Below are 24,797 nucleotides of genomic sequence, written 5' to 3'. Positions count from 1 at the left end.
CAAGGAATGATCCTCGCCGGCTGTGACGGCGACCGCACCTGGCGGCTCCAGGACTATGTCGCGCGCGGCGGTTATGCCGCACTCAGGAAGATCATCGCAGAGAAGGTCTCGCAGGACGCCATCATCGGCGAGCTGAAGGCCTCGGTGCTCCGCGGTCGTGGCGGTGCGGGTTTTCCGACCGGTCTGAAGTGGAGCTTCATGCCGCGCTCTTTCCCAGGTGACAAGTACCTCGCCTGCAATTCCGACGAGGGCGAGCCCGGGACCTTCAAGGACCGCGACATCCTGCGCTACAACCCGCATTCGGTCATCGAAGGCATGGCAATCGCCGCCTATGCGATGGGTGCGGCGCGCGGCTACAACTATATCCACGGCGAGATCTTCGAGGTCTATTCGCGCTTCGAGGAGGCGCTCGAGGAAGCGCGTGCGGCCGGCTTCATCGGCCAGAACATCCTCGGCAGCGATTTCTCGTTCGAGCTCTTCGCGCATCACGGCTACGGCGCTTACATCTGTGGTGAGGAAACGGCGCTGCTCGAATCGATCGAGGGCAAGAAGGGGCAGCCGCGCTTCAAGCCGCCGTTCCCGGCGAGCTATGGCCTCTATGGCAAGCCGACCACGATCAACAACACTGAAACCTTCGCCTCCGTGCCGTTCATCATGAACATGGGCGGCGAGGCTTTCCTCGGTTTGGGCAAGCCCAACAACGGCGGCATGAAGCTGTTCTCGGTGTCCGGTCACGTCAATCGTCCCGGTAACTACGAGATTCCTCTCGGTACGCCGTTCTCCGAGCTGCTCGAGATGGCCGGTGGCATGCGCGGCGGGCGCAAGATCAAGGCGGTGATCCCTGGCGGCTCCTCGGCGCCGGTGGTGCCGGGCAGCGTCATGATGGACTGCACGATGGACTATGACTCCATCTCGAAGGCGGGCTCGATGCTGGGTTCCGGTGCCGTGATCGTCATGGACGAGACCACCTGCATGGTGAAGGCGCTCGAGCGTCTGTCCTACTTCTACTTCGAGGAATCCTGCGGGCAATGCACACCCTGTCGTGAAGGCACGGGCTGGCTTTATCGCGTGGTGCATCGCATCGAGAACGGTCTTGGCCGTCCGGATGACCTCGATTTGCTCAATTCCGTCACCGCCAACATCATGGGCCGCACCATCTGCGCCCTTGGCGATGCCGCCTCGATGCCGGTGCAGAGCTTCGTCAAGCACTTCGGCAGCGAGTTCGAGTACCACATCGAAAACAAGAAGTGCCTCGTGGCGCCCGAAGTCCAGCGCGCAGGCAGTCAAATTTACGTGAGCCCGTCATGCTAGAGATCGAAATCGACGGCAAGCAGGTACAGGTCAATGATGGCAGCACGGTGATCGAGGCCGCAGCCGTCGCCGGGGCCTATATCCCGCACTTCTGCTATCACAAGAAGCTGTCCATTGCGGCCAACTGCCGCATGTGTCTGGTCCAGGTCGAGAAGGCACCCAAGCCGCTGCCCGCTTGCGCCACGCCCGTGACCAACGGCATGAAGGTGTGGACCCACTCCGAGCTGGCCGTCAAGGCACAGAAGGGCGTGATGGAGTTCCTCTTGATCAACCACCCGCTCGATTGCCCGATCTGCGATCAGGGCGGCGAGTGCCAGTTGCAGGATCTGGCGGTGGGTTACGGTTCGTCCGCTTCGCGCTACCAGGAAGAAAAGCGCGTGGTGTTCAACAAGAATCTGGGCTCGCTCGTGTCGACGGACATGACGCGCTGCATCAACTGTACGCGCTGCGTTCGATTCACCGCCGAGATCGCAGGTGAGATGGAGCTTGGTCAGGCGTTCCGCGGCGAGCATGCAGAGATCATGCCGTTCATCGAGAAGACGATCGACTCCGAGCTGTCGGGCAACATCATCGATCTTTGCCCGGTCGGCGCGCTGACCTCGAAGCCGTTCCGCTTTGCCGCCCGTACCTGGGAGTTGTCGCGGCGCAAGTCGGTGAGCCCGCACGACGCCCTCGGCGCGAACCTGATCGTCCAGACCAAGCACGACGTGGTCAAGCGCGTGCTTCCGCTCGAGAACGAGGACGTTAATGAATGCTGGCTGTCGGACAAGGATCGCTTCTCGTACGAGGCCTTGTCTGTTCCGGAACGCCTGAGCACACCGCTGATCCGCCAGGGCGGGCAATGGAAGCAGGTCGATTGGCAGGCCGCGCTCGAGTTCGCTGCGAGTGGTCTGCGTGGCATTGCCCAGGATCACGGCGCGTCGGCGATCGGCGCGCTGGCCTCGCCGCACGCGACGCTGGAAGAGCTCTTCCTGCTGCAGAAGCTTGTGCGCGGACTCGGCTCGAACAATGTTGATTTCCGCCTGCGCCAAGCCGATTTCCGTGCCGATGGCAAGCGAGACGGTGCGCCTTGGCTGGGCATGAAGATCGCGGAGGTCAAGGATCTCACCCGCCTGCTCGTGGTGGGCAGCTTCCTGCGCAAGGATGCGCCGCTGCTCGCGCAGCGTGTGCGCCAGGCGGCCAAGAAGGGACTGCAGGTGAGCGCGATCGGACCCAACGCCGAGGATTGGTTGCTGCCTGTGCGCAACCGCGCGCTGGTGGCGCCGTCGGCAATGGTTGCCATGCTCGGGCAAGTGGTCGTCGCGCTGGCGCAGGAGAAGGGCACCGACGTCAGTGTCAGCTTGCTCGGCAAGCTGCCGGCAGAGGTATCGGGCGAGGCGCGCGCCATTGCCCAGAGCCTCGCTTCGGGGCGCAAGGTTGCGGTGTGGCTGGGTAGCCTCGCAGCCCAGCATGCGCGAGCCAGCGAGATCCAGACGCTGGCCCAGGAAATTGCGCGACTCTCGGCGGGCTGCTTCGGCTTCATCGGTGAGGCTGCGAACAGTGTTGGCGGCTACCTCGCCGGGGCGGTCCCGGGGGCCGACGGCCTCAACGCTGCTGCAATGATCGCGCAGCCACGCAAGGCATACATGGTCTTCGGCGCCGAGCCGGAACTTGATTTCGCCAATCCGTCCGCGACGGTCGCGGCGCTGCGTTCTGCCCAACTGGTGATCGGCTTCTCGGCCTTCGACTCAGCCTCGTTGCGCGACCTGTGCGACGTCATCCTTCCGGTTGCGCCTTTTACCGAGACCTCCGGCACCTTCGTCAACTGCGAAGGCCGGGCGCAGAGCTTCGTCGCCGTCAGCAAGCCGCTCGGTGAGACGCGTCCGGGCTGGAAAGTCCTGCGAGTGCTCGGCAACCTGCTGGCGCTCGAAGGTTTCGGCTACAACGATTCCGAAGCCGTGCGCAGCGAGGCTTTGCCTGCTGACATCGGCAATGCGCTTGGTAACGGCGTCGAAGGCGTTGTCGTGTCGTGCGCTGCTGCGAGTGCTGGCGCGCTTGAGCGTGTTGCCGACGTACCCATTCACTTTGCCGATCCGATCGTGCGCCGCGCACCGTCGCTGCAGAAGACGCGTGACGCTGCCGCGCCGGTGGCGCGAATTTCGCCGGCCACGCTTGCAGCGCTTGGCCTGAGTGCAGGCGACAAGGTCAGGGTCGTGCAGGGGGGCGGTGCCGCCGTGCTGGTCGCGCAGCCCGACGAGGCGCTTGCTGCTGGTTGTGTGCGCGTCGCCAGCGCTCATCCCTCGACCGCCTCGCTCGGTGCCATGAGCGGTGAACTCAGCGTGGAGCGTGCCTGATGGAAGCGATGCTGCAACCCATTGCCGATTTTTTCGGTCCGAGCTGGATTGCGATCTGGACCCTGGTGAAGATCATTGCGATCATCGCGCCGCTGATGATCTGCGTGGCATACCTGACGCTGGCCGAACGCAAGGTCATCGGCTACATGCAGGTTCGCATCGGCCCCAACCGGGTCGGCCCCAAGGGCCTGCTGCAGCCGCTCGCCGACGGCGTCAAGCTGCTGTTCAAGGAGATCATCGTTCCGAGCGGCTCCAACAAGGGCCTTTTCATCCTCGGGCCGATCCTCGCCCTTGCGCCGTCGCTGGCAGCGTGGGCGGTCATTCCCTTCGATGACGGCCTTGTGCTCGCCAACGTCAATGCGGGCCTGCTGTTCATCCTCGCAATTACCTCCCTGGAGGTCTACGGGGTGATCGTGGCAGGCTGGGCCTCGAACTCGAAGTACCCCTTCCTTGGGGCGATGCGGGCATCTGCGCAGATGGTGTCGTACGAGGTGTCGATGGGCTTTGCGCTGATCTGCGTGCTGCTCATTTCGGCCAGCCTCAACCTGAGCGACATCGTAACCTCGCAAGGTGCTGGCCGTTTCGCTGACATGGGGCTGGGCTTCCTGTCTTGGAACTGGCTGCCACTGTTCCCGATGTTCGTGGTGTACCTGATCTCCGGCATCGCGGAGACCAACCGTGCGCCCTTCGACGTGGTCGAAGGCGAGGCGGAAGTCGTGGCCGGCCACATGGTCGAGTACTCGGGCATGACCTTCGCGCTGTTCTTCCTCGCCGAATACGCCAACATGATCCTGGTCTCGATCCTGACCTCGATCCTGTTCCTCGGTGGCTGGCTGTCGCCGGTCGGCTTCCTGCCCGACGGCTTCCACTGGCTGGCGCTGAAGACGGCTGCAATCCTGTTCATTTTCCTGTGGGCGCGTGCCACCTTCCCGCGTTTCCGCTACGACCACATCATGCGTCTGGGTTGGAAGGTGTTCATCCCGGTCACCCTGGTGTGGGTGTTTGTGGTGGCGGTGTGGATGATGTCGCCGCTGTCGATCTGGAGTTGAGAAGACCATGGGTGCCAAGGATTTCATCGGCAGTCTGTTCCTGAAGGAACTCGTCAAGGGCATGGCCCTGACCGGCCGCCACTTCTTCCAGCGCAAGATCACCGTCCAGTTCCCGGAGGAGAAGACGCCGCAGAGCATCCGCTTCCGCGGACTGCACGCCCTGCGTCGCTATCCGAACGGTGAGGAGCGCTGCATCGCATGCAAGCTGTGCGAGGCGATTTGCCCGGCGATGGCGATCACCATCGAGTCCGATCAGCGTGACGACGGTTCGCGCCGCACGACGCGCTACGACATCGACCTCACGAAGTGCATCTTCTGCGGCTTCTGCGAAGAAGCCTGTCCGGTCGATGCGATCGTCGAGACGCGTGTTCTGGAGTATCACGGCGAGAAGCGCGGCGATCTCTACTACACCAAGCAGATGCTGTTGGCGGTGGGGGATCGACACGAGTCCCAGATCGCAGCCGACCGCGAACAGGACGCCAAGTACCGCTAAGGGGAGGGCGCTCAGGCGCCACGAGTCAAGAACATGGAATTCAAGACCTTCGTCTTCTACTTTCTCGCCGTGATCATGGTGCTCGCGGCGCTGAGGGTGATCACCGCCCGCAACCCGGTGCATGCCGCGTTGTTCCTGGTGCTGACCTTCTTCAACGCGGGCGGGATCTGGTTGCTGCTGGAGGCCGAGTTCCTCGCCATCGTGCTGGTCATGGTCTACGTCGGGGCCGTCATGGTGCTGTTCCTGTTCGTGGTGATGATGCTCGACATCAACCTCGACCGCATCCGCGAAGGGTTCTGGAGCTATCTCCCGGTGGGCGCCCTTGTCGGCATCCTGATGCTGGTCGAGATGGTGATGGTGCTGGGCGGTTCGTACTTTGGCCTCGAAGCCATGCCTGCGCCGGCAGCGGCCGCGGAGTCGTACAGCAATACGCGCGAACTCGGCCGGGTGCTCTACACCGACTACGTCTATCCGTTCGAGCTTGCATCGCTGGTGCTGCTGGTGGCCATGGTTGCAGCAGTGGCATTGACGTTGCGCAAACGCAAGGGCCTCAAGTCCATCCCGCCGTCCGAGCAGGTCGCCGTCAAGCGCGAGGGCCGTGTCGAGCTGGTGAAGATGCAGGCCGAGAAAGAAGACTGAACCAGCACGCGAACAAGAAACGCGCCGGTATGGAGCCGGCGCGATCAGGGAGTCACAGATGCTTTCGCTTTCCCATTTCCTCATCCTGGGCGCGATCCTGTTCGCGATCAGCGTGGTCGGGATCTTCCTCAACCGGAAGAACCTGATCGTGCTGCTGATGGCCATCGAGCTCATGCTGCTCTCGGTCAACATGAACTTCGTCGCCTTCTCTCACTACCTGGGAGACATCGCCGGCCAGGTCTTCGTTTTCTTCATCCTCACCGTGGCAGCGGCCGAGTCCGCGATCGGCCTGGCGATCCTGATCGTCATGTTCCGCAGCATGCGCACGATCCATGTGGATGACCTCGACAGCCTCAAGGGTTAAGGAAGCGTCACGATGACGGACATGCAGACTCTCTATCTCCTCGTGCCGCTGGCGCCGCTGGCCGGTGCCATCCTCGCCGGCCTGTTCGGCAAGCAGATCGGTCGCGCGGGCTCACACATCGTCACCATCCTCGGTGTGGCGGTCGCCTTCGTCGCCTCGGTGGTGATCTACCAGGACGTCGGGGCGGGCAATACCTTCAACGGCACGGTCTACACCTGGATGGTGTCGGGCGGGATCAGCTTCGAAGTCGGATTCCTGATCGATTCGCTGACCGTGATGATGATGCTGGTGGTCACCTTCGTCTCGCTGATGGTGCACATCTACACCATCGGCTACATGTCGGAAGACCCTGGCTACCAGCGCTTCTTCAGCTACATCTCGCTGTTCACCTTCTCGATGCTGATGCTGGTGATGTCCAACAACTTCCTGCAGCTGTTCTTCGGCTGGGAAGCGGTCGGCCTCGTCTCCTATCTGCTCATCGGCTTCTGGTACGAGCGGCCGACGGCCATCTACGCCAACATGAAGGCCTTCCTGGTGAACCGTGTCGGCGACTTCGGCTTCCTGCTCGGCATCGGCCTCATCGCCGCCTACACCGGCAGCCTCAACTACGCCGAAGTGTTCGCCCAGGCCGACCAGCTTGCCGCCACCGAGATGGCCGGCACCGGCTGGCCGCTGATCACCGCGATCTGCATCTGTCTTTTCATTGGCGCGATGGGCAAGTCGGCCCAGGTGCCGCTGCATGTCTGGCTGCCCGATTCGATGGAAGGCCCGACCCCGATCTCGGCGCTGATCCACGCGGCAACCATGGTTACCGCCGGCATCTTCATGGTGGCGCGCATGTCGCCGCTGTTCGAACTGTCCGATGGCGCGCTGTCCTTCGTCCTCGTCATCGGCGCAACCACCGCACTGTTCATGGGCTTCCTCGGTATCGTCCAGAACGACATCAAGCGCGTGGTGGCGTACTCGACGCTGTCGCAGCTCGGCTACATGACGGTGGCGCTCGGCGTTTCTGCCTATTCGGCGGCGGTGTTCCACCTGATGACGCACGCCTTCTTCAAGGCGCTGCTGTTCCTTGGCGCCGGCTCGGTCATCATCGGCATGCACCACGACCAGGACATGCGCAACATGGGCGGCCTGCGCAAGTACATGCCGATCACCTGGATCACGTCCTTGCTGGGTTCGCTGGCGCTGATCGGCTTCCCGCTGTTCTCGGGCTTCTACTCCAAGGACTCGATCATCGAGGCGGTCCATGCCTCGACCATCCCGGGTGCGGGCTACGCCCTGTTCTGCGTGCTGCTGGGCGTGTTCGTGACCGCGTTCTACTCCTTCCGCATGTACTTCCTCGTCTTCCACGGCGAGGAGCGTTTCGGCAAGGCGCATCACGCGCATGACGCTCACCACGGTGACGCGCACGGCGACGACCACGCTCATGACGACCACGGCGACCACCACCACGGTCTGGCGCCGGGCCAGAAACCGCACGAGTCGCCCTGGGTGGTGACCTTGCCGCTGGTGCTGCTGGCGATCCCCTCGGTGCTGATCGGCTTCTTCACCATCGAGCCGATGCTGTTCGGTGAGTGGTTCAAGGGCGTGATCTTCGTCGGTGACAACCACGTTGGCCTGAAGGAGCTCGAAGCGTCCTTCCATGGTCCGGTGGCGATGGCGATCCACGGTCTGCAGACGGCGCCGTTCTGGCTCGCGATCGGTGGGGTGGCGCTGTCGTGGTTCTTCTACATGAAGCGTCCGGATATCCCGGCTGCCATCCAGCGTACCTTCAAGCCGATCCACAGCCTGCTCGAGAACAAGTACTTCTTCGACCGCTTCAACGAGATCTTCTTTGCCGGTGGCGCGCGTGCGCTCGGCAAGGGCTTGTGGAAGGCGGGCGACCAGGGGCTGATCGACGGCGTGGCGGTGAATGGCTCGGCCAGGCTGGTGGGCTGGATCGCGCAGATGTCGCGCCTGTTCCAGACCGGTCACCTGTACCAGTACGCCTTCATGATGATCATCGGCGTGTTCATCCTGCTCACCTACTGGATCAACCGCGGCTGATGCCCGGTGCAGATCAACCACGCCCACTTTGATACACATAACAAGATCGAACGCGTCGTTCGCGACGCACTGAACGGAAAGCAACGATGACGGACATTCCTCTCCTCAGTCTGGCGATCTGGATCCCGATTATCGGGGGCCTGCTGGTGCTGGCGACCGGCTCGGATCGCAATGCCCCGCTGGCGCGCATGCTCGCCTTCGCGGTCGCGGTGGCTGGCTTCGTCGTCACCATTCCGCTCTACACCGGCTTTGATGCGACCACGAGCGCCATGCAGTTCGTCGAGATGACGTCCTGGGTGCCGCGCTTCAACATCAACTACCACCTCGGGGTCGATGGCCTGTCGGTGTTGTTCGTGATCCTCAACGCCTTCATCACCATCCTGGTGGTGATGGCGGGCTGGCAGGTGATCCAGGACAAGGTTGCGCAGTACATGGCCGCCTTCCTGATCATGTCGGGCCTCATGAACGGTATCTTCTCGGCGCTCGACGGCGTGCTGTTCTACGTGTTCTTCGAGGCTTCGCTGATCCCCCTCTATCTCGTCATCGGTATCTGGGGCGGCGCCAACCGCGTCTATGCGGCAATCAAGTTCTTCCTCTACACGCTGCTCGGTTCGCTGCTGATGCTGATCGCGCTGCTCTACCTGTTCATGCAGTCCGGTGGCAGCTTCAGCATCCTCGACTGGCACCAGTTGCCGCTGCCGATCGAGCCGCAGATCCTGATCTTCCTCGCCTTCCTCGTCGCCTTCGGGGTCAAGGTGCCGATGTGGCCGGTGCACACCTGGCTGCCCGACGCTCACGTCGAGGCGCCCACCGGTGGCTCGGTGGTGCTGGCGGCGATCGGCCTCAAGCTCGGTGCCTATGGCTTCCTGCGTTTCTCGCTGCCGATCGTGCCCGATGCGGCGCAGCAGCTGGCGCCGCTGATGATCACGCTGTCGCTGATCGCCGTGGTGTATATCGGCTTCGTCGCCCTGGTTCAGGCTGACATGAAGAAGCTTGTGGCTTACTCGTCGATTTCGCACATGGGTTTCGTGACCCTGGGCTTCTTCATCTTCAACCCGCTCGGCGTCGAAGGTGCCCTGGTGCAGATGATCTCCCACGGCTTCGTCTCGGGTGCGATGTTCCTTTGCATCGGCGTGCTCTACGACCGCATGCATTCGCGCCAGATCGCCGACTACGGCGGTGTGGTCAACACGATGCCCAAGTTTGCGGCCTTCTTCATGCTGTTCGCGATGGCCAACTCCGGCCTGCCGGCCACCTCCGGTTTCGTCGGTGAGTTCATGGTCGTGCTGGGGGCGGTGCAGTTCAACTTCTGGATCGGCTTCGTGGCGGCCACCACGCTGATCCTCGGCGCCGCGTATTCGCTGTGGATGTACAAGCGCGTCGTGTTCGGCAAGGTTGCAAACAAGCACGTGGCCGAGCTCGAGGACATCAACGGGCGCGAGTTTGCCTTCCTCGCGATCCTGGCGTTCTGCGTGCTTGCGATGGGCCTGTACCCGTTCCCCTTCACCGAAGTGATGCATGCCTCGGTCAACGAACTCCTGCGGCATGTTGCCGTGAGCAAGCTCTGAGCGCCGTTCAGCGCAAGCGCCCGAGAGACTCTTAACGGACTGGTCAGAAGATGAATTTCGTCGTCCCCGACTTCTACCCCGCAGCGGCCGAGATCTTCGTTGCCGTGATGGCCCTGGTGATCATGCTCGCGAGCACGTTCGCGCGCAGCATTGCCCGTGGGCTGAGCTACCACCTCACACAGGCGACGCTGATCGCGGCGGCCTTCATCACCATCTTCACGATGGAAGGCGAGGTGGTCTACACCTTCAGCAACCTGTTCATCAGCGACCTGATGGGCGACTTCCTGAAGCTGATGATCTACTTCTCGACCGCAGTTGCGTTGCTCTACGGCCGCGCCTATCTCGGTGACCGCAAGATCGACAAGCCCGAGTTCTACCTGCTCGCCTTGCTGATGACGCTCGGCATGATGGTGATGGTGACCGCCAACCACATGCTGCCGATGTATATCGGCCTCGAGATGATGTCGCTGGCGCTGTACACTATGGTCGCCTTTGATCGCGACTCGCCGCGTGCGACCGAGGCGGCAATGAAGTACTTCGTCCTCGGCGCGCTGGCCTCCGGTCTGCTGCTGTACGGCATGTCGATGGTGTACGGCGCGACCGGATCGCTCGAGTTCTCCGCCATCGCGCAGGCGATCTACAACCAGTCGGCCAACCAGACGGTGCTGATGTTTGGCCTGGTGTTCCTGGTTGCCGGCATCTGCTTCAAGCTCGGCGTGGTGCCTTTCCACATGTGGGTGCCGGACGTCTATCAGGGTGCGCCGACCGCCGTGACCCTGATCATCGCCAGCGCGCCCAAGCTCGCCGCGTTCGCGATGGCGGTTCGCCTGCTGATCTGGGCGCTGTTCGACATCGCCCACGAGTGGCAACTGATGCTGATGATGGTGGCGGCGGCGTCGATCGTGCTCGGCAACCTGGCGGCGATCGCGCAGCAGAACATCAAGCGCATGCTGGCGTACTCCGGTATCTCGCACATGGGCTTCGTGCTGCTCGGCCTGCTCGCCGGCGTGGTGGATGGCGACCGTCACTTCGCCCTCAACGCCTACAGCTCGGCGATGTTCTATGCTGTGTCATACGTGATCATGAGCCTCGCTTCCTTCGGCATGATCATCCTGCTGTCACGTGCCGGCTTCGAGGCCGAGAACATCGACGATTTCAAGGGTCTCAACAGACGCAGCCCATGGTATGCGCTGATGATGTTGTTCGTCATGTTCTCGATGGCGGGCGTGCCATTCTTCATTGGCTTCTTCGCCAAGTTGTCGGTGTTGCAGGCAGTGGTGGCAGCAGGCTACTTCTGGCTGGCCGTGCTGGCTGTCGTCATGTCGGTGATCGGTGCCTTCTACTACCTGCGCGTGGTCAAGCTGATGTACTTCGACGAACCGGTCGATGTGTCGCCGATCCATGCTCCGGCAGAGGTTCGCGTCATGTTGTCGGTCAATGGCCTTGCCATTGCTGCGCTGGGGCTCGCGCCGCAGATGTTGATGTCGCTGTGCGCATATGCGCTGCTCGGTTCGCTCTGAATCGAGCATGGTTGACGGGGCCGGGCGCAGACCGCTGTTCTTGCGCCCAGGCGCGTATGCTCGTGAATCTGCCTCGGCATGCGGCGTTGCTCAGGGGAGCGGGGTGAGACGATGAGCGACCCCAACCACGATCCGCTGGCGGAGCGTACGGCGGCCAGCGAGCAGGTCTTCGATGGCGTCATGCTCAAGGTCTGGCGCGACGCGGTAGTTCTGCCCGATGGCTCGAAAGGGGTGCGCGAGTACATTCGCCACCCGGGCGCGGTGGTGGTGGTCGCCTTGCTTGACGATGACCGCTTGATTTTCGAGCGCCAGTTCCGCTATCCGCTCGGGCGCGCATTCCTGGAGCTACCGGCGGGCAAGATTGATGCGGGCGAGGATATCCGCGCCTGCGCGATCCGGGAGTTGCGGGAAGAAACGGGATTCGAGGCCCGCACTTGGCAACATGTGGGCGTGATGCATCCGTGCATCGGCTACTCCGACGAGCGCATCGAGATCTTCCTCGCCTCCGGGCTGACGCACGTCGGCCATGCCTTGGACGATGGCGAGTTTCTCGAGGTGCTAGAGCTTCCCGTTCGCGAGGTCGAGGCCTTGATCCGAAGTGGCGAGATTACGGACGCCAAGACCATCACCGCGTTCTATCGTGCCTTGCCTCTCATCGGGGCTGCAGCGCGTACCTGAAGCTGCAAGGTGATCAGTCCGTGGCCTCGCGGCGAAAGGGCAGGCGCTCGTTCAGTTCATCCACGTATGCGTTCATGCCCTCGCGCTCGCGAGTCAGGTAGTCGTCGACCGCCCTGCTGAAACGCGTATCCGCAAGCCAGTGCGCAGATCTCGTGCGCACGGGAAGCAGGCCCCGGGACAGCTTGTGCTCGCCTTGCGCGCCGCCCTCGAAACGCTCCAGACCCTTCTGTATGCAGTACTCGATGGCCTGGTAGTAGCACAGTTCGAAATGCAGGAAGGGCAGGTGCTCGAGCGCGCCCCAGTAGCGACCGTACAGCGCACGCTGGTCGCACAGGAAGAGGCTGGCGGCAATATCCTGGCCATCACGCGTTGCGATCAGCAGGCGTACGGAGTCGGGCATGCGTCGGGCAAGCTCGCGGAAGAAGGGCGCGCCGAGGTAGGGTGTTGACCGATGCAAGGCATAGGTGATGCTGTAGCAACGGTGAAAGAAGTCCCACTCCGCCGGACTCGCCTTGTGTCCGTCAAGCCAGCGCAGTTCGAGGCCATGGGCCGCCGCTCGCCGCCGCTCCTGGCGAATCTTCTTGCGTTTGTCGTGGTTGAGACTGGCGAGGAAGTCATCGAAGTCTCTCCAGCGTGATTGCGTGGTGGCGGTGGCGGCCGTTCTTGCCTCAGCCTCGTTGCGCCAGTGGAACTGCACGCCGTCCCGGATCATGAGTCCCGCGTTTTCGAGCAGTGGCAGTTCGTCTTCGGCGGGGAGCAGAAGGTGGAACGAGGACATCGGGCTCGAGCGTACGGCTTCGAGGACGGACTCGAGCAGCGCCGCGCGGTCGGTGGTCGTGAGACCGAGCAGGCGGGGCCCGGAGATGGGCGTGAAAGGCAATGCCGCTAGCCATTTCGGGTAGTACTCGAGACCGTGGCGCTGGTAGGCCTCCGCCCATGCCCAGTCGAAGACGTACTCGCCATAGGAGTGCGACTTCAGGTAAAGGGGCATGGCCGCGACCAGTTGTCCGCTGCGCCAGAGTGTGGCGTGTGCGGGCGCCCAGCCGCTACGTCCACCCACGCAGCCAGTGTGCTCGAGTGCGTCCAGGAAGGCATGGCGCAGGCAGGGCGGTGCGCTTGGCGAGCTGGCTTGAACCAAGGCGTCCCAGCGCCCGGCTTCGATTTCGCCGATGGTGGTGACGAAATGCAGCCCGTCCGTATGTTCGGCAAGCTGTGTGCAGGCCTTGTTCATCGTGCTTGGGTTCCTCGCTTGCCTCATTCTTGTGCAGTGCGGCGATTCGCTTGCGCGTCATCGACTTGCGCACTTCACCCAGGATTTATCCACAGGCTTTCCAACACGAACTGTGGGTGATCGGACTCGGTTGCGGCAGGCTGAGAAGGCATTACTTCGCCTCTCCGCAGCATCGCCGAAGCGGTATAGTTCCGCCCATGAATGCTACCGTCCGAACCTCAGTCTCGATCGCCGTCGCACAGTTCAATCCGACCGTCGGCGATTTGATCGGCAACGCCGAACTTATCATCGATGCCATTGCGCGCGCGCGCGCGCAAGGTGCCGATATCCTTCTGACGCCCGAGCTGGCGCTCTCGGGCTATCCGCCCGAGGACCTGCTGCTGCGGCCCGACTTCTATCGCGCCTGCGAACGCGAGACGCAACGTATCGCTGACGCCGCGGGGGAACTCGTCGTCGTCCTCGGCCATCCCGTCGAGGAGGGGGTGCAGCGCTACAATGCCGCGTCCGTACTGAGTGGCGGCAGGGTGCAGGCGCGCTATTACAAGAGCCTTCTGCCCAATTACGAGGTATTCGACGAGGAACGCTACTTCGAGGCGGGCGGTGCGCCCTGCCTGTTCGAATGCAAGGGGGTGCGTTTCGGTGTGAATATCTGCGCAGATGTGTGGGAAAGCGGTCCTGCCGAGGCTGCGCAGGCAGCGGGTGCCGAGGTCTTGCTGGCTCTCAATGCCTCGCCCTATCACATGAACAAGCAGGTTCAGCGCATCGAGGTTCTGCGCGACCGTGTGCGCGAGACCGGGCTCCCCGTACTGTATTGCAACATGGTGGGCGGGCAGGACGAGCTGGTGTTTGACGGTGCGTCCTTCGCGCTCGATGGTGACGGCACCCTGGGCTACCAGGCGGGCAGCTTCGTGGATCACCTCGATGTCGTGCGGTTTGAGCAGGGCCGTTGGCACAGTGACGTCCGGGTGCCGCCACGCGTCCTCGAAGCCGAAGTGTACGAAGCACTCAAGGTGGGCGTGCGCGATTACCTCGGCAAGAACCGCTTCCCATCGGCAGTGATCGGGCTTTCGGGCGGTATCGACTCGGCACTGACGCTCGCGATTGCAGTCGATGCGCTCGGCGCCGATCGTGTGCGTGCGGTGATGATGCCCTCACCCTATACGGCACAGATGAGCCTGGACGACTCGCGCGAGATGGTGCGCCGGCTTGGCGTGCGTTACGACGAGATTGCGATCGAACCGGCAATGAAGGTGTTTGCCGACCTGCTCGAGCCTCAGTTTGCCGGCCTTGCTGCGGATACCACCGAGGAGAACCTTCAGAGCCGCATCCGCGGCATGATCCTGATGGCGCTGTCGAACAAGACCGGGGCGATCGTGCTTACCACGGGCAACAAGAGCGAGATGGCCACCGGTTATGCGACGCTCTATGGCGACATGGCGGGTGGCTTCGCCGTGCTCAAGGATCTCTACAAGACCTTCGTGTTCAGGCTTTCGAACTGGCGCAACACGCTTGGCGAGGTGATCCCGCAGAACATCATCGACCGTCCGCCCTCAGCCGAGCTCAAGCCCGATCAGAAGGATCAGGATAGCCTGCCCCCCTACGAGGTGCTCGACGCCATCATCGAGGCCTATATGGAGCGCGATGAGTCGCCGCGCCAGATTATCGCCGCTGGCCTTCCCGAGGCCGAGGTGCGGCGCACGGTGGCGATGCTCAAGCGTAACGAGTACAAGCGCCGCCAGGCCCCGGTAGGCATCCGTGTCACCCCGCGCGGCTTCGGCAGGGACTGGCGTTATCCGATAACATCGCGCTACCAGGACGAGTTCTAGAACAAGGAGTGCAGTGGATGAAGAAGATCGAGGCGATCATCAAGCCGTTCAAGCTGGATGAAGTGCGCGAAGGGCTGTCCGAGGTCGGCATCACCGGCCTGACCGTGACCGAGGTGAAGGGTTTCGGCCGTCAGAAGGGGCATACCGAGCTGTACCGCGGGGCAGAATACGTGGTCGATTTCCTCCCCAAGATCAAGGTCGAGGTCGTGCTTGCCGACGATATCGTCGAGCAGGCCGTCGAGGCCATCGTCAAGGCTGCGCACACGGGGAAGATCGGCGACGGCAAGATCTTCGTCACCCCGGTCGAACAGGTTGTCCGCATCCGCACCGGCGAGATCAACGAGGCGGCAATCTGAACGTTCAGCGCGGGTTGGCGTTCTGCGCGCGCAGCAGCACGAGCAGCGCGCCACTCCCGCCGTCATGCGGCCCCGCCTGACAGAAGGCCAGGATCTCCTCGCGCTGGGCGAGCCAGCCGCGCGACAGCTGCTTGAGAATCGACACCTTTCCGGGTGAGCCGTGGCCCTTGCCGTGGATCACGCGGATGCAGCGCAGTCCCTGATTCAGGCTGTCATGGAGGAAGTGCGCGAGTGCGCTACGCGCCTCGTCCCGCGTCAGCCCATGCAGGTCGATCTGAGCCTGCAGGACCCACCGCCCACGCCTAAGGTCGGTCAGTACCCGGCGTGGCAGGCCGCTGCGCAGGAAAGCGGCCTCGTCGCCCATGTCCAGGCGGTCCTCGAGGCTGAGGGGGGCCGCCAACGATTCATCGAGCGCGGCGCGTTCGTCCGCTTCACGCTTGACGGGGGCGGGCGGCGGAGCGGGGCGCTGGAGCTCGACGCGGTTGCGCGTGTCGATGGGGCGTGCGTGTCCGACCACAGTGCGGAACAGGCTGGCCGGATCGCGCAGGTCGGCGTCGGCCGGCAGCACGATTGCGTCTGGGCGTTGCACCGCCGTGGCTGTTTCCGTGCCTGGGTTGCGGGCTTGCCGTCGGGGCGCATCGACTTCTGCACGTCCGCTGTCGCGCAGCGGCACGACGCCTGCGTAGGCCGCCAGTAGTGGATCCTGGTCTGCTCGCGGACGGGCGGGTACAGGCGCCTCGTCCTCGGCCTGCAGCGTACGCCGCACTGGGGCTGGACGCGGCGGATCGAGTTCGGCGCGGTTGTCCCTGCGTATCGGCCTGGTTGAGCCCACCGTACGGCGAAACAGCGCGAGCTCGTCCGCATCGGGTGTGGCGGCAAGGTCGGCGCGGTCTTCGGCCTTTTGGGCGGGCGCCACGGTGAGCCGGATGCGCTTGCCGGGCTGGACCGGTGGTGCATCCGGGGTGCTGGCGTCGGCCGCGCGAAGCAGGCGGCGCAACTCGCCAAGATCGCCCGCTGACCCGCCGCGCGCGTCCTTGCCGTTTTCCGGTGCTGTGGATCGTTGGCGAGTGCGGGCCATGCGGGTCAGCGGCTGCGCTCAGGCGCCGAGCGTATCGAGGTAGCGTTCGGCATCCAGGGCGGCCATGCAGCCGGTGCCGGCGGAGGTGACGGCCTGGCGGTAGATGTGATCCTGTACGTCGCCAGCCGCGAACACCCCGGGGATGCTGGTCTGTGTGGCGTTGCCATTGCGGCCTCCCTGGGTGACGAGGTAGCCACCTTCCATTTCGAGCTGGCCCGCGAAGATGTCGGTGTTCGGCTTGTGGCCGATCGCGATGAATACCCCCTGCAAGGCCACCTCGCGCGCCGAGCCGGTATTGACGTCCTTGATGCGCATGCCGGTGACGCCGCTGTTGTCGCCAAGGATCTCGTCGAGCGTGGCGTTGAGGGCGAGTTCGATCTTGCCGGCAGCGACCTTTTCCATGAGCTTGTCGATCATGATCTTCTCGGCGCGGAACTTCTCACGACGATGGACCAGCGTCACCTTGCGCGCGATGTTGGCCAGGTAGAGCGCCTCCTCGACCGCGGTGTTGCCGCCGCCGACGACTGCGACATCCTGGTTGCGGTAGAAGAAACCGTCGCAGGTTGCGCACGCCGACACCCCACGGCCGGCGAACTTCTCTTCCGAGGGCAGGCCGAGGTACTTTGCCGTCGCACCGGTCGCGATGATGAGCGCGTCGCAGGTGTATTCGCCAGCGTCACCAATCAGGCGGAAGGGCTTTTCGCCGAGCTTAACGGTATGGATGTGATCGAAGATCATCTCGGTGTTGAAGCGTTCCGCATGCTTCTGGAAGCGCGCCATGAGGTCGGGGCCGAGCACGCCGTCGGCGTCTGCAGGCCAGTTGTCGACCTCCGTCGTGGTCATCAGCTGGCCGCCTTGGGCAATGCCGGTGATCAGCACCGGGCTGAGGTTGGCGCGGGCTGCATATACGGCCGCGGTATAGCCGGCGGGGCCGGAGCCAAGAATGAGCAGGCGGGCGTGTTTCGTGGTCATGAGGGACATTCCAGCGGGTTGCAGATGAGGGCGCGATTATAGCCGACCCCCCGGCATGCCGCGGCGATGGGGCCGATAGCAAGCGTGAATCGGCGCCTGCGTCACGCTGCGGACAGCGGGTGCGCTGTGACAGATTTCACGATGCGCGGATTTGGCTGCCGACAATCGTATAAACTCATGAGAAATGTCGTTGACTGGACGACCTTCCCCGTGTTTACCGGAGCCAGCATGTCCCAGCCCACCGCCGTGTCCGTCGTTGCCCTGAAGACTTTCTCGCTTTTCCAGGGTTTGTCCGATGAGGTCCTGAGCAGCGTTGCGCGCGTCTCGATGATGCGCCGGTTTCCGCGCGGGCAGGCCGTGGTGTGTGCCGGCGACCGCTCCGACTACGTGTACCTGGTGCTGACCGGCAGCCTGAAAGTCGTGGTGAGCGACGAGGATGGCCGTGAGGTCATCCTGTCGATTCTCGGCCAAGGCGAGTTGTTCGGCGAAATGGGGATGTTCGAGGAGCGTCCGCGCTCGGCCTCGGTGATCGCCGTGGTGCCCTCCGATCTTGTGCTCATCGCCAAGCAGGATTTCCGTCGCCTGATGCAGGACAGCTTCGACGTCTCGTGGCGCATCATGTGCAACCTGGCCGAGCGCCTGCGCAATGCCGATCGCAAGATCGAGAGCCTGGCGCTGATGGACGTCTATGGTCGTGTCGCACGCCTGCTGCTCGAGATGTCCGAGGACGTCGGGGGGCGCGCCGTGGTCGTGCGCAAGGTCTCCAAGCAGGACATTGCGAAGATGATTGGCGCGTCGCGCGAGATGGTCAGCCGCGTCATGAAGGATCTCGGGCAGCAAGGGCTCATCGAGGAAAGCGCCGAGGGTATCGTGCTCAAGGAGCGCCTCGGCGACGTCTGATCCCGTGAGCCGTCCTTTGTGAGCAGCCGCAACATCGGGAACGAGCTGCGAGACCTTCCCGTATAATCCGGGCGTCGTACCACTATGGCCGTCCGGCGCTCCCGATCGGCCCTCATTCCAATGCTGTCGCGCTCCTCGCCTCGTTCCCAGCCGCTGCCCGAAAAGATCTCGCTCCTGCTCCAGGAGGCGCGCTGGCTCATCCTGGGCGTCATGTCGCTGTATGTCGGGCTGATCCTGGTCGGATACAGCGAGTCCGACCCGGGCTGGTCGCATGCCGCCGAGGTGACCCGGGTTGCGAACCCGGGCGGCCGTTTCGGTGCCTGGCTCGCCGACCTTCTGCTGTATCTGTTCGGCGTGTCGTCCTGGTGGTGGGTGGTCTTCCTTGGATACAGCTTGCTGTGGGGTTTCCGGCGGCTGAGGAATCGTCTCGAGCTCGATCACCGCTCCTTCATCTTCGTCATGATGGGCTTCTTCGTCGTGCTGTTGACCAGCAGCGCGCTGGAATTCCTGCGCTTTCACTCCCACGGAGCGGCGGTGCCGCTGGAGCCTGGCGGGCTGATCGGCATGGAGCTCGGCTCCCTCATGCAGCGCTACTTCGGCTTCACAGGCGGCACGCTGATGCTGCTCACACTGCTAGCCTGCGGCCTGTCGCTGTTTACCGGCGTGTCTTGGTTGACCGTCGTCGAGCGGGTAGGCCTGTGGCTTGAGCATGCTGTCGTCTCGAGCCAGGCGGCGTGGCAGCGCTGGCAGGATCGGAAGGTCGGCCGTGAGATCGCCCAGAAGCGCGAAGCAGTGGTCGAGACCCGCCGCCGCAAGACCGAGAAGGTCGCGGCGCCGCCGCTGCGTATCGAGCCAGCCGTCGTGGCGGTGCAGAAATCGGAACGTGTCGAGAAAGAGCGCCAGCAGACGCTCTTTGCCGACAGCGGCGAAGGCGGTATTCCGCCGGTTGCGCTGCTCGATCCGGCAAGTGGCGGTGTCGAGCCGCCGTCGCCGGAGTCGCTCGAGTTCACCTCGCGCGTGATCGAGAACAAGCTCGCCGATTTCGGTGTGGAAGTGAAGGTGCTGGCGGCCTATCCGGGGCCGGTGATTACCCGTTACGAGATCGAACCCGCAACCGGCGTCAAGGGTAGCCAGGTGGTCAACCTCGCCAAGGATCTCGCGCGCGCGCTGTCGCTGGTGTCGATCCGAGTTGTCGAGACCGTGCCGGGCAAGTCCTGCATGGCACTCGAGTTGCCCAATCCCAAGCGCCAGACGGTGCGGCTGTCCGAGATCATTGGCTCCAAGGTGTATCAGGACGCTCATTCGCCACTCACCGTCGTGCTTGGCAAGGATATCGGCGGCCAGCCCGTGGTGGCCGACCTCGCCAAGATGCCCCACCTGCTGGTGGCCGGCACCACCGGGTCGGGCAAGTCGGTCGGTATCAACGCGATGATCCTGTCGCTGCTCTACAAGAGTGAGCCCGAGCGCGTGCGCCTGATCATGGTCGACCCGAAGATGCTCGAGTTGTCGATCTACGAGGGCATCCCGCATCTGCTCGCGCCGGTGGTGACCGACATGAAGCATGCAGCCAACGCGCTCAACTGGTGCGTGACCGAGATGGACAAGCGCTACAAGCTGATGGCAGCGGTGGGTGTGCGCAACCTTGCGGGATTCAACAAGGCCGTGCAGGAAGCACGCAAGGCGGAGAAGCCGCTCACCAACCCGTTCTCGATCAGCCCGGAGAACCCAGAGCCGCTCGAGCCGCTGCCCTACATCGTGGTCGTGGTCGACGAACTGGCCGACCTGATGATGGTGGTGGGCAAGAAGGTGGAGGAGCTCATTGCGCGCCTGGCGCAAAAGGCGCGTGCGGCGGGCATTCACCTGATCCTGGCTACCCAGCGCCCGTCGGTGGATGTGATCACCGGCCTGATCAAGGCCAACGTGCCTACCCGTATCGCTTTCCAGGTGTCGAGCAAGATCGACTCGCGCACCATCCTGGACCAGATGGGCGCCGAGACGCTGCTCGGCATGGGTGACATGCTCTACCTGGCGCCGGGCACCGGCCTGCCTGTGCGCGTGCATGGCGCCTTCGTCGCGGACGACGAGGTGCATAAGGTCGTCGACCACCTCAAGAAGAGTGGGCCGCCGGATTACGTCGAAGGCATCCTGGCGGCTGCCGAAGACGACCTTGAGGCGGCGCTCGGTGGTGGTGACGGCGGCGATGACGAGGCGGACCCGCTCTACGACCAGGCCGTGGAAGTGGTCATCAAGACCCGCAGGCCATCGATTTCACTCGTGCAGCGTCACCTGCGCATCGGTTACAACCGCGCTGCGCGCCTGATCGAGCAGATGGAGCGTGCCGGCCTCGTGTCGGCGATGGGCAGCAATGGCAACCGGGAAGTGATCGTCCCGGCCAAGGAGGGCGAATGAGATTTTCCGGACTGCGCATTGGCGCATTGGGGCGCGGGGCGAGCATGATCGTGTTGCTGACCACGGCAGCACTTGCACAGGCCGCGGACGGTGTTGCTCAACTGCGCAGTTTCGTTGCCGAGGTGCGCAGCGCCGAGGGCGAGTTCGAGCAGGTGGTGAGCGCACGCTCCGGGCGTCGGCCGCAGCAGGCGGCGGGCAGCTTCGCCTACGCGCGGCCGGGGAAGTTCCACTGGGAGTATGTCCAGCCCTACCGGCAAGTGCTGGTTGGCGATGGCAGCGCCTTGTGGACCTGGGATCCCGATCTCAATCAGGTCACTGTGCGCGCGATCGGCGACGCGCTGGGGGCGACGCCTGCCGCCATCCTGTTCGGTAGCGGCGAGCTCGACGACAGTTTCGAGCTGGGCGACGGCGGTGTGCATGATGGGGTCGCCTGGGTCGATGCACGCCCCTTGCGCAGCGACAGTGGTTTCGAGGCCTTGCGCATCGGCATGGCCGACGGCCAACTGCGTGAGATGGAAATGCGCGACAACTTTGGCCAGACTACCTCGATCCGTTTCACTCGGCTGCGTACGAATCCTGTGCTTGCCGACGACCGTTTCCGCTTCAGCGTGCCCGCTGGTGCCGACCTGATCGGCGAGGCACCCGCGGAGGCAGCCGGCAGGCAGGGGGCGGCACTGCGTTGATCACCCATCGAGCGTGCACACTGGGGATGCACGCCACCCCGGTGGCGCTACCTATTCGCTGAGGATGCCGATGGCCGACCTGTTCGACACCATTGAGCCGCCACGCGTGCCGCTCGCTGAGCGCATGCGCCCGCGCAGCCTGGACGAAGTGGCAGGCCAGGCTCACCTGCTGGGGCCGGGCAAGCCGCTGCGGCTTGCTTTCGAGTCCGGTCGTCCGCACTCGATGATCCTGTGGGGGCCACCGGGGGTGGGCAAGACGACGCTTGCGCGCTTGATGGCGCTGGGCTTCGATGCCGAGTTCATTGCCTTGTCGGCGGTGTTCTCCGGGGTCAAGGAGATCCGTGAAGCGATCCAGCAGGCGCAGGCTGCCAAGGCCCGTGGCCGCCACACCCTGCTGTTCGTCGATGAGGTGCATCGTTTCAACAAGGGTCAGCAGGACGCCTTCCTGCCATACGTCGAGCAAGGTCTGGTCACCTTCATCGGCGCCACGACCGAGAACCCGTCCTTCGAGGTCAATTCGGCACTGCTGTCGCGAGCAGCCGTCTATGTGCTCGAGGCTCTCGATGCGGAGGCAATGGAGAGGCTGTTCGAGCGCGCGCGTACCTTGGCCTGCCCGGAACTCGATTTCGAGCCTGCAGCGCGCGAACGCCTGATCGGCTTTGCCGATGGTGACGCGCGGCGGTTGATGAACCTGATCGAGCAGTTGCAGGTCGCCGCCGAGACGGCGGGCCTGGGCGCGGTGACGCCTGCGTTTGTCGACCAGGCGCTGGCACGCAACCTGCGCCGGTTCGACAAGGGTGGCGAGGCCTTCTATGACCAGATCTCGGCCCTGCACAAGTCCGTGCGCGGCTCGGATCCGGACGCATCGCTCTACTGGTTGTGTCGGATGCTGGACGGCGGTGCCGATCCGCTCTACCTGGGGCGCAGGTTGATCCGCATGGCGGTCGAAGACATTGGCCTGGCTGACCCGCGCGCGCTGGAGATGGCGCTCAGTGCGGTAGCTACCTATGAGCGTCTGGGCTCGCCGGAGGGGGAACTCGCGCTCGCACAGGCAACGATCTTCCTCGCCTGTGCGGCAAAGTCGAATGCGGCGTACAAGGCCTATAATGCTGCGCGCGCCTTTGTAGCCAAGGATGCATCCCGGCCTGTACCCCTGCACCTGCGCAATGCACCCACCAAGCTCATGAAGTCGCTCGACTACGGCAAGGCCTATCGCTATGCCCATGACGAGCCCGATGCCTACGCTGCCGGCGAACGATATCTCCCCGATGGGATGGATCCGCCCGGCTGGTACCAGCCCACGCCGCGTGGCATGGAAGGCCGGATAGCCGAGAAGCTTGCACGCCTGCGCGATCTCGACGCCGCTGCGCAATCGGCCGTCGGCACACGCCCGGAACATGGCGTGAAACGGGCTGATGCAGCGATGTCCATTTCACGCCACGGCCCGCATGGACCAGGCGATGCGGGCGATCAGGGCGATGAGGGGCTCAGTGAGGCAGGGGGTGGTCGGCCATGAAGCGCTCGCAGACCTTGGCTGCGCGGCGCGCCTTTTCGACATCGCCGCGCGCGTTTGCGCGCTCGATCAGTTCGACCATGAACTGGGTCAGCACCATCACACCTTCCGGGGTCTGCACGAGGCCACATACCACCTGGGCCGCTGCGACGTCGGGTATGTCCTCGTGTTCGGCGATCAGGGCGACCTCGTCATCGGTTACGTCGCAATAGTCAAGGCAGTCACGAATCGATAGCATGCCGTACTCCTCCAAGGTTGTGCCGTCTGGCGCGGCTTGGTTTCTCCTACAAGGTTAATTGACCGGCTGCGTTTTGCAAGTTCAATTTACGTAGCGTCAACTTCTCAAGTTATTGATTGGAAAAACTAATTTTTGCACTGCGACATCAGTTCAGTGCGCCGTGAAAAGTCTTCATTAGCTTGGTGTTAAAGCGCTTTCCGTGTGATGGAACGTGAGCTTTCGTCGCCATGCAGCTGATTACAGAAACAAACAGGAATTGCCCGATGCTCGATATCCAGCTTCTCCGCAACCAGATCGACAGTGTTGCCGCCCGCCTTGCCACACGCGGCCTCGTCCTTGACGTAGCCGGCTTCCAGGCCCTTGAGGACGAACGCAAGGCCCTGCAGACCCGTACGCAGGAACTACAGGCCCGGCGCAACGCGCTCTCCAAACAGATCGGCATGCTCAAGGGCAAGGGCGAGGACGCGACGGCGGTCATGGCCGAGGTCGGTCAGCTCGGCGAGGAGCTCAAAGCCTGCGAGCAGGCGCTTCCCGGACTGCTCGAACGCATCAACGACTTCGCCTCGCGCCTGCCGAACCTGCCTCAGGCCGATGTGCCGGTGGGAGAGGACGAGTCCGGCAACGTCGAAGTCCGGCGCTGGGGCAATCCGCGCCAGTTCGACTTCGAGCTGCGCGACCATGTAGACCTCGGTGCGCCGCTCGGCCTCGAGTTCGACACTGGCGCCAGGCTGTCGGGGTCGCGCTTTGCCTTCCTGCGCGGTCCGATCGCGCGCCTGCATCGCGCCCTCGCACAGTTCATGCTGGATACGCATACGCTCGAGCATGGCTACACCGAGTGCTACACGCCCTACATCGTCAATCGCGAGGCGCTGTACGGTACCGGCCAGTTGCCCAAGTTCAAGGAAGATCTGTTCTGGGTGCTGCGCGGAGGTGACGAGGAGGGGCTGGAGCAGTACCTGATCCCAACCGCCGAGATCACGCTCACAAACAGCGTGCGCGAGGAGGTGTTGACGCTCGACCAATTGCCCATCCGCCTGACTGCGCACAGCCCCTGCTTCCGTTCCGAGGCGGGCAGCGGCGGGCGCGACGTGCGCGGCATGATCCGCCAGCACCAGTTCGACAAGGTGGAAATGGTGCAGATCGTCGAGCCGGGCAAGAGCGACGAGGCGCTCGAGCAGATGGTCGGTCATGCCGAAGCCATCCTGAAGAAGCTCGAACTGCCCTACCGTGTCATCACTCTGTGCACCGGCGACATGGGCTTCTCGGCAGCAAGGACCTACGACCTCGAGGTCTGGCTACCGGCCCAGAATACCTATCGCGAGATCTCGAGCTGCTCGAACTGCGAGGCCTTCCAGGCGCGGCGCATGCAGGCGCGCTTCAAGAACGCTCAGGGCAAGAACGAACTGGTGCATACGCTCAATGGTTCGGGCTTGGCTGTGGGTCGCACCCTGGTGGCGGTGCTCGAGAACCACCAGCAGGCTGATGGCTCGATCCTTATCCCGGCCGCGCTGCGCCCCTACATGGGCGGTGTCGAGCGCATCGAAGCGCCGCTCTGACAGCGATCCGCACTACAGCCCGCGCCAGCGC

21 protein-coding genes are annotated in these 24,797 nt (G+C 63.6%); 17 read left to right on the top strand and 4 right to left on the bottom strand.

Annotation, left to right across the window (positions count from 1 at the left end; genetic code table 11):
• The first annotated feature begins 6 nt into the window (after positions 1–6).
• The 10 genes from nuoF to C662_RS06750 all read left to right on the top strand — a co-directional run bounded on the left by nuoF (position 7) and on the right by C662_RS06750 (position 12,004).
• On the top strand, positions 7–1,311 hold the full coding sequence (gene nuoF / locus C662_RS06795; protein ID WP_002926517.1) for an NADH-quinone oxidoreductase subunit NuoF: 1,305 nt from the start codon (positions 7–9) through the stop codon (positions 1,309–1,311).
• The gene (nuoG, locus tag C662_RS06790) at positions 1,305–3,644 is read left to right on the top strand and encodes an NADH-quinone oxidoreductase subunit NuoG (protein ID WP_002926515.1); all 2,340 of its coding nucleotides are present in this window, start codon (positions 1,305–1,307) and stop codon (positions 3,642–3,644) included. Before nuoF ends, nuoG begins: the two co-directional genes overlap by 7 nt.
• Complete coding sequence (gene nuoH, locus C662_RS06785) at positions 3,644–4,693, top strand: NADH-quinone oxidoreductase subunit NuoH (RefSeq protein ID WP_037982292.1); 1,050 nt, start codon at positions 3,644–3,646, stop codon at positions 4,691–4,693. The genes nuoG and nuoH overlap by 1 nt, the downstream gene beginning before the upstream one ends.
• A 7-nt stretch (positions 4,694–4,700) precedes the next feature.
• Complete coding sequence (nuoI, locus tag C662_RS06780) at positions 4,701–5,186, top strand: NADH-quinone oxidoreductase subunit NuoI (protein ID WP_002926506.1); 486 nt, start codon at positions 4,701–4,703, stop codon at positions 5,184–5,186.
• 33 nt (positions 5,187–5,219) lie between these two features.
• Positions 5,220–5,825, top strand: a complete 606-nt coding sequence (locus C662_RS06775) for an NADH-quinone oxidoreductase subunit J (protein ID WP_002926504.1) — start codon at positions 5,220–5,222, stop codon at positions 5,823–5,825.
• A gap of 58 nt (positions 5,826–5,883) precedes the next feature.
• Positions 5,884–6,189, top strand: coding sequence for an NADH-quinone oxidoreductase subunit NuoK (gene nuoK / locus C662_RS06770; protein ID WP_002926502.1), 306 nt, complete (start codon positions 5,884–5,886; stop codon positions 6,187–6,189).
• 12 nt (positions 6,190–6,201) lie between these two features.
• Positions 6,202–8,238, top strand: a complete 2,037-nt coding sequence (gene nuoL, locus C662_RS06765) for an NADH-quinone oxidoreductase subunit L (RefSeq protein ID WP_002926500.1) — start codon at positions 6,202–6,204, stop codon at positions 8,236–8,238.
• 86 nt (positions 8,239–8,324) lie between these two features.
• Positions 8,325–9,806 carry an NADH-quinone oxidoreductase subunit M gene (locus C662_RS06760; protein ID WP_002926498.1) on the top strand — a complete coding sequence of 494 codons (1,482 nt, stop codon included), beginning with the start codon at positions 8,325–8,327 and terminating at the stop codon, positions 9,804–9,806.
• Between the two features lie 50 nt (positions 9,807–9,856).
• Entirely contained in the window at positions 9,857–11,326 is a 1,470-nt protein-coding gene (nuoN, locus tag C662_RS06755) for an NADH-quinone oxidoreductase subunit NuoN (protein ID WP_002926497.1), read from the top strand.
• Between the two features lie 111 nt (positions 11,327–11,437).
• Positions 11,438–12,004: an NUDIX domain-containing protein gene (locus C662_RS06750; RefSeq protein WP_002926496.1), complete on the top strand. Its 567-nt coding sequence runs from the start codon at positions 11,438–11,440 to the stop codon at positions 12,002–12,004.
• 13 nt (positions 12,005–12,017) lie between these two features.
• Here C662_RS06750 and C662_RS06745 read toward each other — a convergent pair whose 3' ends face one another.
• The gene (locus C662_RS06745) at positions 12,018–13,235 is read right to left on the bottom strand and encodes a GNAT family N-acetyltransferase (RefSeq protein ID WP_002926495.1); all 1,218 of its coding nucleotides are present in this window, start codon (positions 13,233–13,235) and stop codon (positions 12,018–12,020) included.
• A 197-nt stretch (positions 13,236–13,432) separates the two neighbouring features.
• Between C662_RS06745 and C662_RS06740 the strand changes: the two genes are divergently transcribed.
• Complete coding sequence (locus C662_RS06740) at positions 13,433–15,061, top strand: NAD+ synthase (RefSeq protein WP_002926492.1); 1,629 nt, start codon at positions 13,433–13,435, stop codon at positions 15,059–15,061.
• Between the two features lie 17 nt (positions 15,062–15,078).
• Positions 15,079–15,417 (top strand): P-II family nitrogen regulator, encoded by a 339-nt coding sequence (locus C662_RS06735; RefSeq protein ID WP_002926491.1) that lies wholly within the window; start codon positions 15,079–15,081, stop codon positions 15,415–15,417.
• Between the two features lie 4 nt (positions 15,418–15,421).
• Here C662_RS06735 and C662_RS06730 read toward each other — a convergent pair whose 3' ends face one another.
• Together C662_RS06730 and trxB are read right to left on the bottom strand one after the other, a co-directional pair.
• Positions 15,422–16,495 carry a Smr/MutS family protein gene (locus C662_RS06730; protein ID WP_002926489.1) on the bottom strand — a complete coding sequence of 358 codons (1,074 nt, stop codon included), beginning with the start codon at positions 16,493–16,495 and terminating at the stop codon, positions 15,422–15,424.
• Between the two features lie 18 nt (positions 16,496–16,513).
• Positions 16,514–17,467, bottom strand: a complete 954-nt coding sequence (trxB, locus tag C662_RS06725) for a thioredoxin-disulfide reductase (protein WP_002926473.1) — start codon at positions 17,465–17,467, stop codon at positions 16,514–16,516.
• 228 nt (positions 17,468–17,695) lie between these two features.
• On the opposite strand from trxB, the gene C662_RS06720 reads away from it, so the two are divergent.
• From C662_RS06720 to C662_RS06705, 4 genes are all read left to right on the top strand, one after another.
• On the top strand, positions 17,696–18,367 hold the full coding sequence (locus C662_RS06720) for a Crp/Fnr family transcriptional regulator (protein ID WP_002926470.1): 672 nt from the start codon (positions 17,696–17,698) through the stop codon (positions 18,365–18,367).
• 120 nt (positions 18,368–18,487) lie between these two features.
• The gene (locus C662_RS06715; protein WP_002926468.1) at positions 18,488–20,776 is read left to right on the top strand and encodes a DNA translocase FtsK; all 2,289 of its coding nucleotides are present in this window, start codon (positions 18,488–18,490) and stop codon (positions 20,774–20,776) included.
• Positions 20,773–21,459, top strand: a complete 687-nt coding sequence (gene lolA / locus C662_RS06710) for an outer membrane lipoprotein chaperone LolA (RefSeq protein WP_002926467.1) — start codon at positions 20,773–20,775, stop codon at positions 21,457–21,459. Before C662_RS06715 ends, lolA begins: the two co-directional genes overlap by 4 nt.
• A gap of 70 nt (positions 21,460–21,529) precedes the next feature.
• Positions 21,530–22,975: a replication-associated recombination protein A gene (locus C662_RS06705; RefSeq protein WP_002926465.1), complete on the top strand. Its 1,446-nt coding sequence runs from the start codon at positions 21,530–21,532 to the stop codon at positions 22,973–22,975.
• Here the strand turns inward: C662_RS06705 and C662_RS06700 are convergent.
• Entirely contained in the window at positions 22,947–23,210 is a 264-nt protein-coding gene (locus C662_RS06700) for a hypothetical protein (protein WP_002926463.1), read from the bottom strand. The two genes, C662_RS06705 and C662_RS06700, sit on opposite strands and share 29 nt — an antisense overlap.
• Before the next feature lie 263 nt (positions 23,211–23,473).
• Between C662_RS06700 and serS the strand changes: the two genes are divergently transcribed.
• Positions 23,474–24,766, top strand: coding sequence for a serine--tRNA ligase (serS, locus tag C662_RS06695; protein ID WP_002926462.1), 1,293 nt, complete (start codon positions 23,474–23,476; stop codon positions 24,764–24,766).
• Positions 24,767–24,797: the final 31 nt, after the last annotated feature.

Source organism: Thauera sp. 28 (assembly GCF_000310145.2).
In the GTDB taxonomy this organism is placed as follows: domain Bacteria; phylum Pseudomonadota; class Gammaproteobacteria; order Burkholderiales; family Rhodocyclaceae; genus Thauera; species Thauera mechernichensis.
Note: the sequence above shows the minus strand (reverse complement) of the source record. Positions and strands in the feature narration are given on the sequence as shown.

Excerpts from the sequence above, each read along its gene's own strand:
- nuoH (WP_037982292.1), top strand. The coding sequence starts at position 3,644 with ATGGAAGCGATGCTGCAACCCATTGCCGATTTTTTCGGTCCGAGCTGG.
- trxB (WP_002926473.1), bottom strand. The coding sequence starts at position 17,467 with ATGACCACGAAACACGCCCGCCTGCTCATTCTTGGCTCCGGCCCCGCC.
- C662_RS06700 (WP_002926463.1), bottom strand. The coding sequence starts at position 23,210 with ATGCTATCGATTCGTGACTGCCTTGACTATTGCGACGTAACCGATGAC.
- C662_RS06775 (WP_002926504.1), top strand. The coding sequence starts at position 5,220 with ATGGAATTCAAGACCTTCGTCTTCTACTTTCTCGCCGTGATCATGGTG.
- C662_RS06740 (WP_002926492.1), top strand. The coding sequence starts at position 13,433 with ATGAATGCTACCGTCCGAACCTCAGTCTCGATCGCCGTCGCACAGTTC.
- C662_RS06745 (WP_002926495.1), bottom strand. The coding sequence starts at position 13,235 with ATGAACAAGGCCTGCACACAGCTTGCCGAACATACGGACGGGCTGCAT.
- C662_RS06720 (WP_002926470.1), top strand. The coding sequence starts at position 17,696 with ATGTCCCAGCCCACCGCCGTGTCCGTCGTTGCCCTGAAGACTTTCTCG.
- nuoF (WP_002926517.1), top strand. The coding sequence starts at position 7 with ATGATCCTCGCCGGCTGTGACGGCGACCGCACCTGGCGGCTCCAGGAC.
- nuoG (WP_002926515.1), top strand. The coding sequence starts at position 1,305 with ATGCTAGAGATCGAAATCGACGGCAAGCAGGTACAGGTCAATGATGGC.
- nuoN (WP_002926497.1), top strand. The coding sequence starts at position 9,857 with ATGAATTTCGTCGTCCCCGACTTCTACCCCGCAGCGGCCGAGATCTTC.
- lolA (WP_002926467.1), top strand. The coding sequence starts at position 20,773 with ATGAGATTTTCCGGACTGCGCATTGGCGCATTGGGGCGCGGGGCGAGC.
- C662_RS06735 (WP_002926491.1), top strand. The coding sequence starts at position 15,079 with ATGAAGAAGATCGAGGCGATCATCAAGCCGTTCAAGCTGGATGAAGTG.
- nuoL (WP_002926500.1), top strand. The coding sequence starts at position 6,202 with ATGACGGACATGCAGACTCTCTATCTCCTCGTGCCGCTGGCGCCGCTG.
- nuoK (WP_002926502.1), top strand. The coding sequence starts at position 5,884 with ATGCTTTCGCTTTCCCATTTCCTCATCCTGGGCGCGATCCTGTTCGCG.
- C662_RS06705 (WP_002926465.1), top strand. The coding sequence starts at position 21,530 with ATGGCCGACCTGTTCGACACCATTGAGCCGCCACGCGTGCCGCTCGCT.
- C662_RS06760 (WP_002926498.1), top strand. The coding sequence starts at position 8,325 with ATGACGGACATTCCTCTCCTCAGTCTGGCGATCTGGATCCCGATTATC.
- nuoI (WP_002926506.1), top strand. The coding sequence starts at position 4,701 with ATGGGTGCCAAGGATTTCATCGGCAGTCTGTTCCTGAAGGAACTCGTC.
- C662_RS06730 (WP_002926489.1), bottom strand. The coding sequence starts at position 16,495 with ATGGCCCGCACTCGCCAACGATCCACAGCACCGGAAAACGGCAAGGAC.
- C662_RS06715 (WP_002926468.1), top strand. The coding sequence starts at position 18,488 with ATGCTGTCGCGCTCCTCGCCTCGTTCCCAGCCGCTGCCCGAAAAGATC.
- C662_RS06750 (WP_002926496.1), top strand. The coding sequence starts at position 11,438 with ATGAGCGACCCCAACCACGATCCGCTGGCGGAGCGTACGGCGGCCAGC.
- serS (WP_002926462.1), top strand. The coding sequence starts at position 23,474 with ATGCTCGATATCCAGCTTCTCCGCAACCAGATCGACAGTGTTGCCGCC.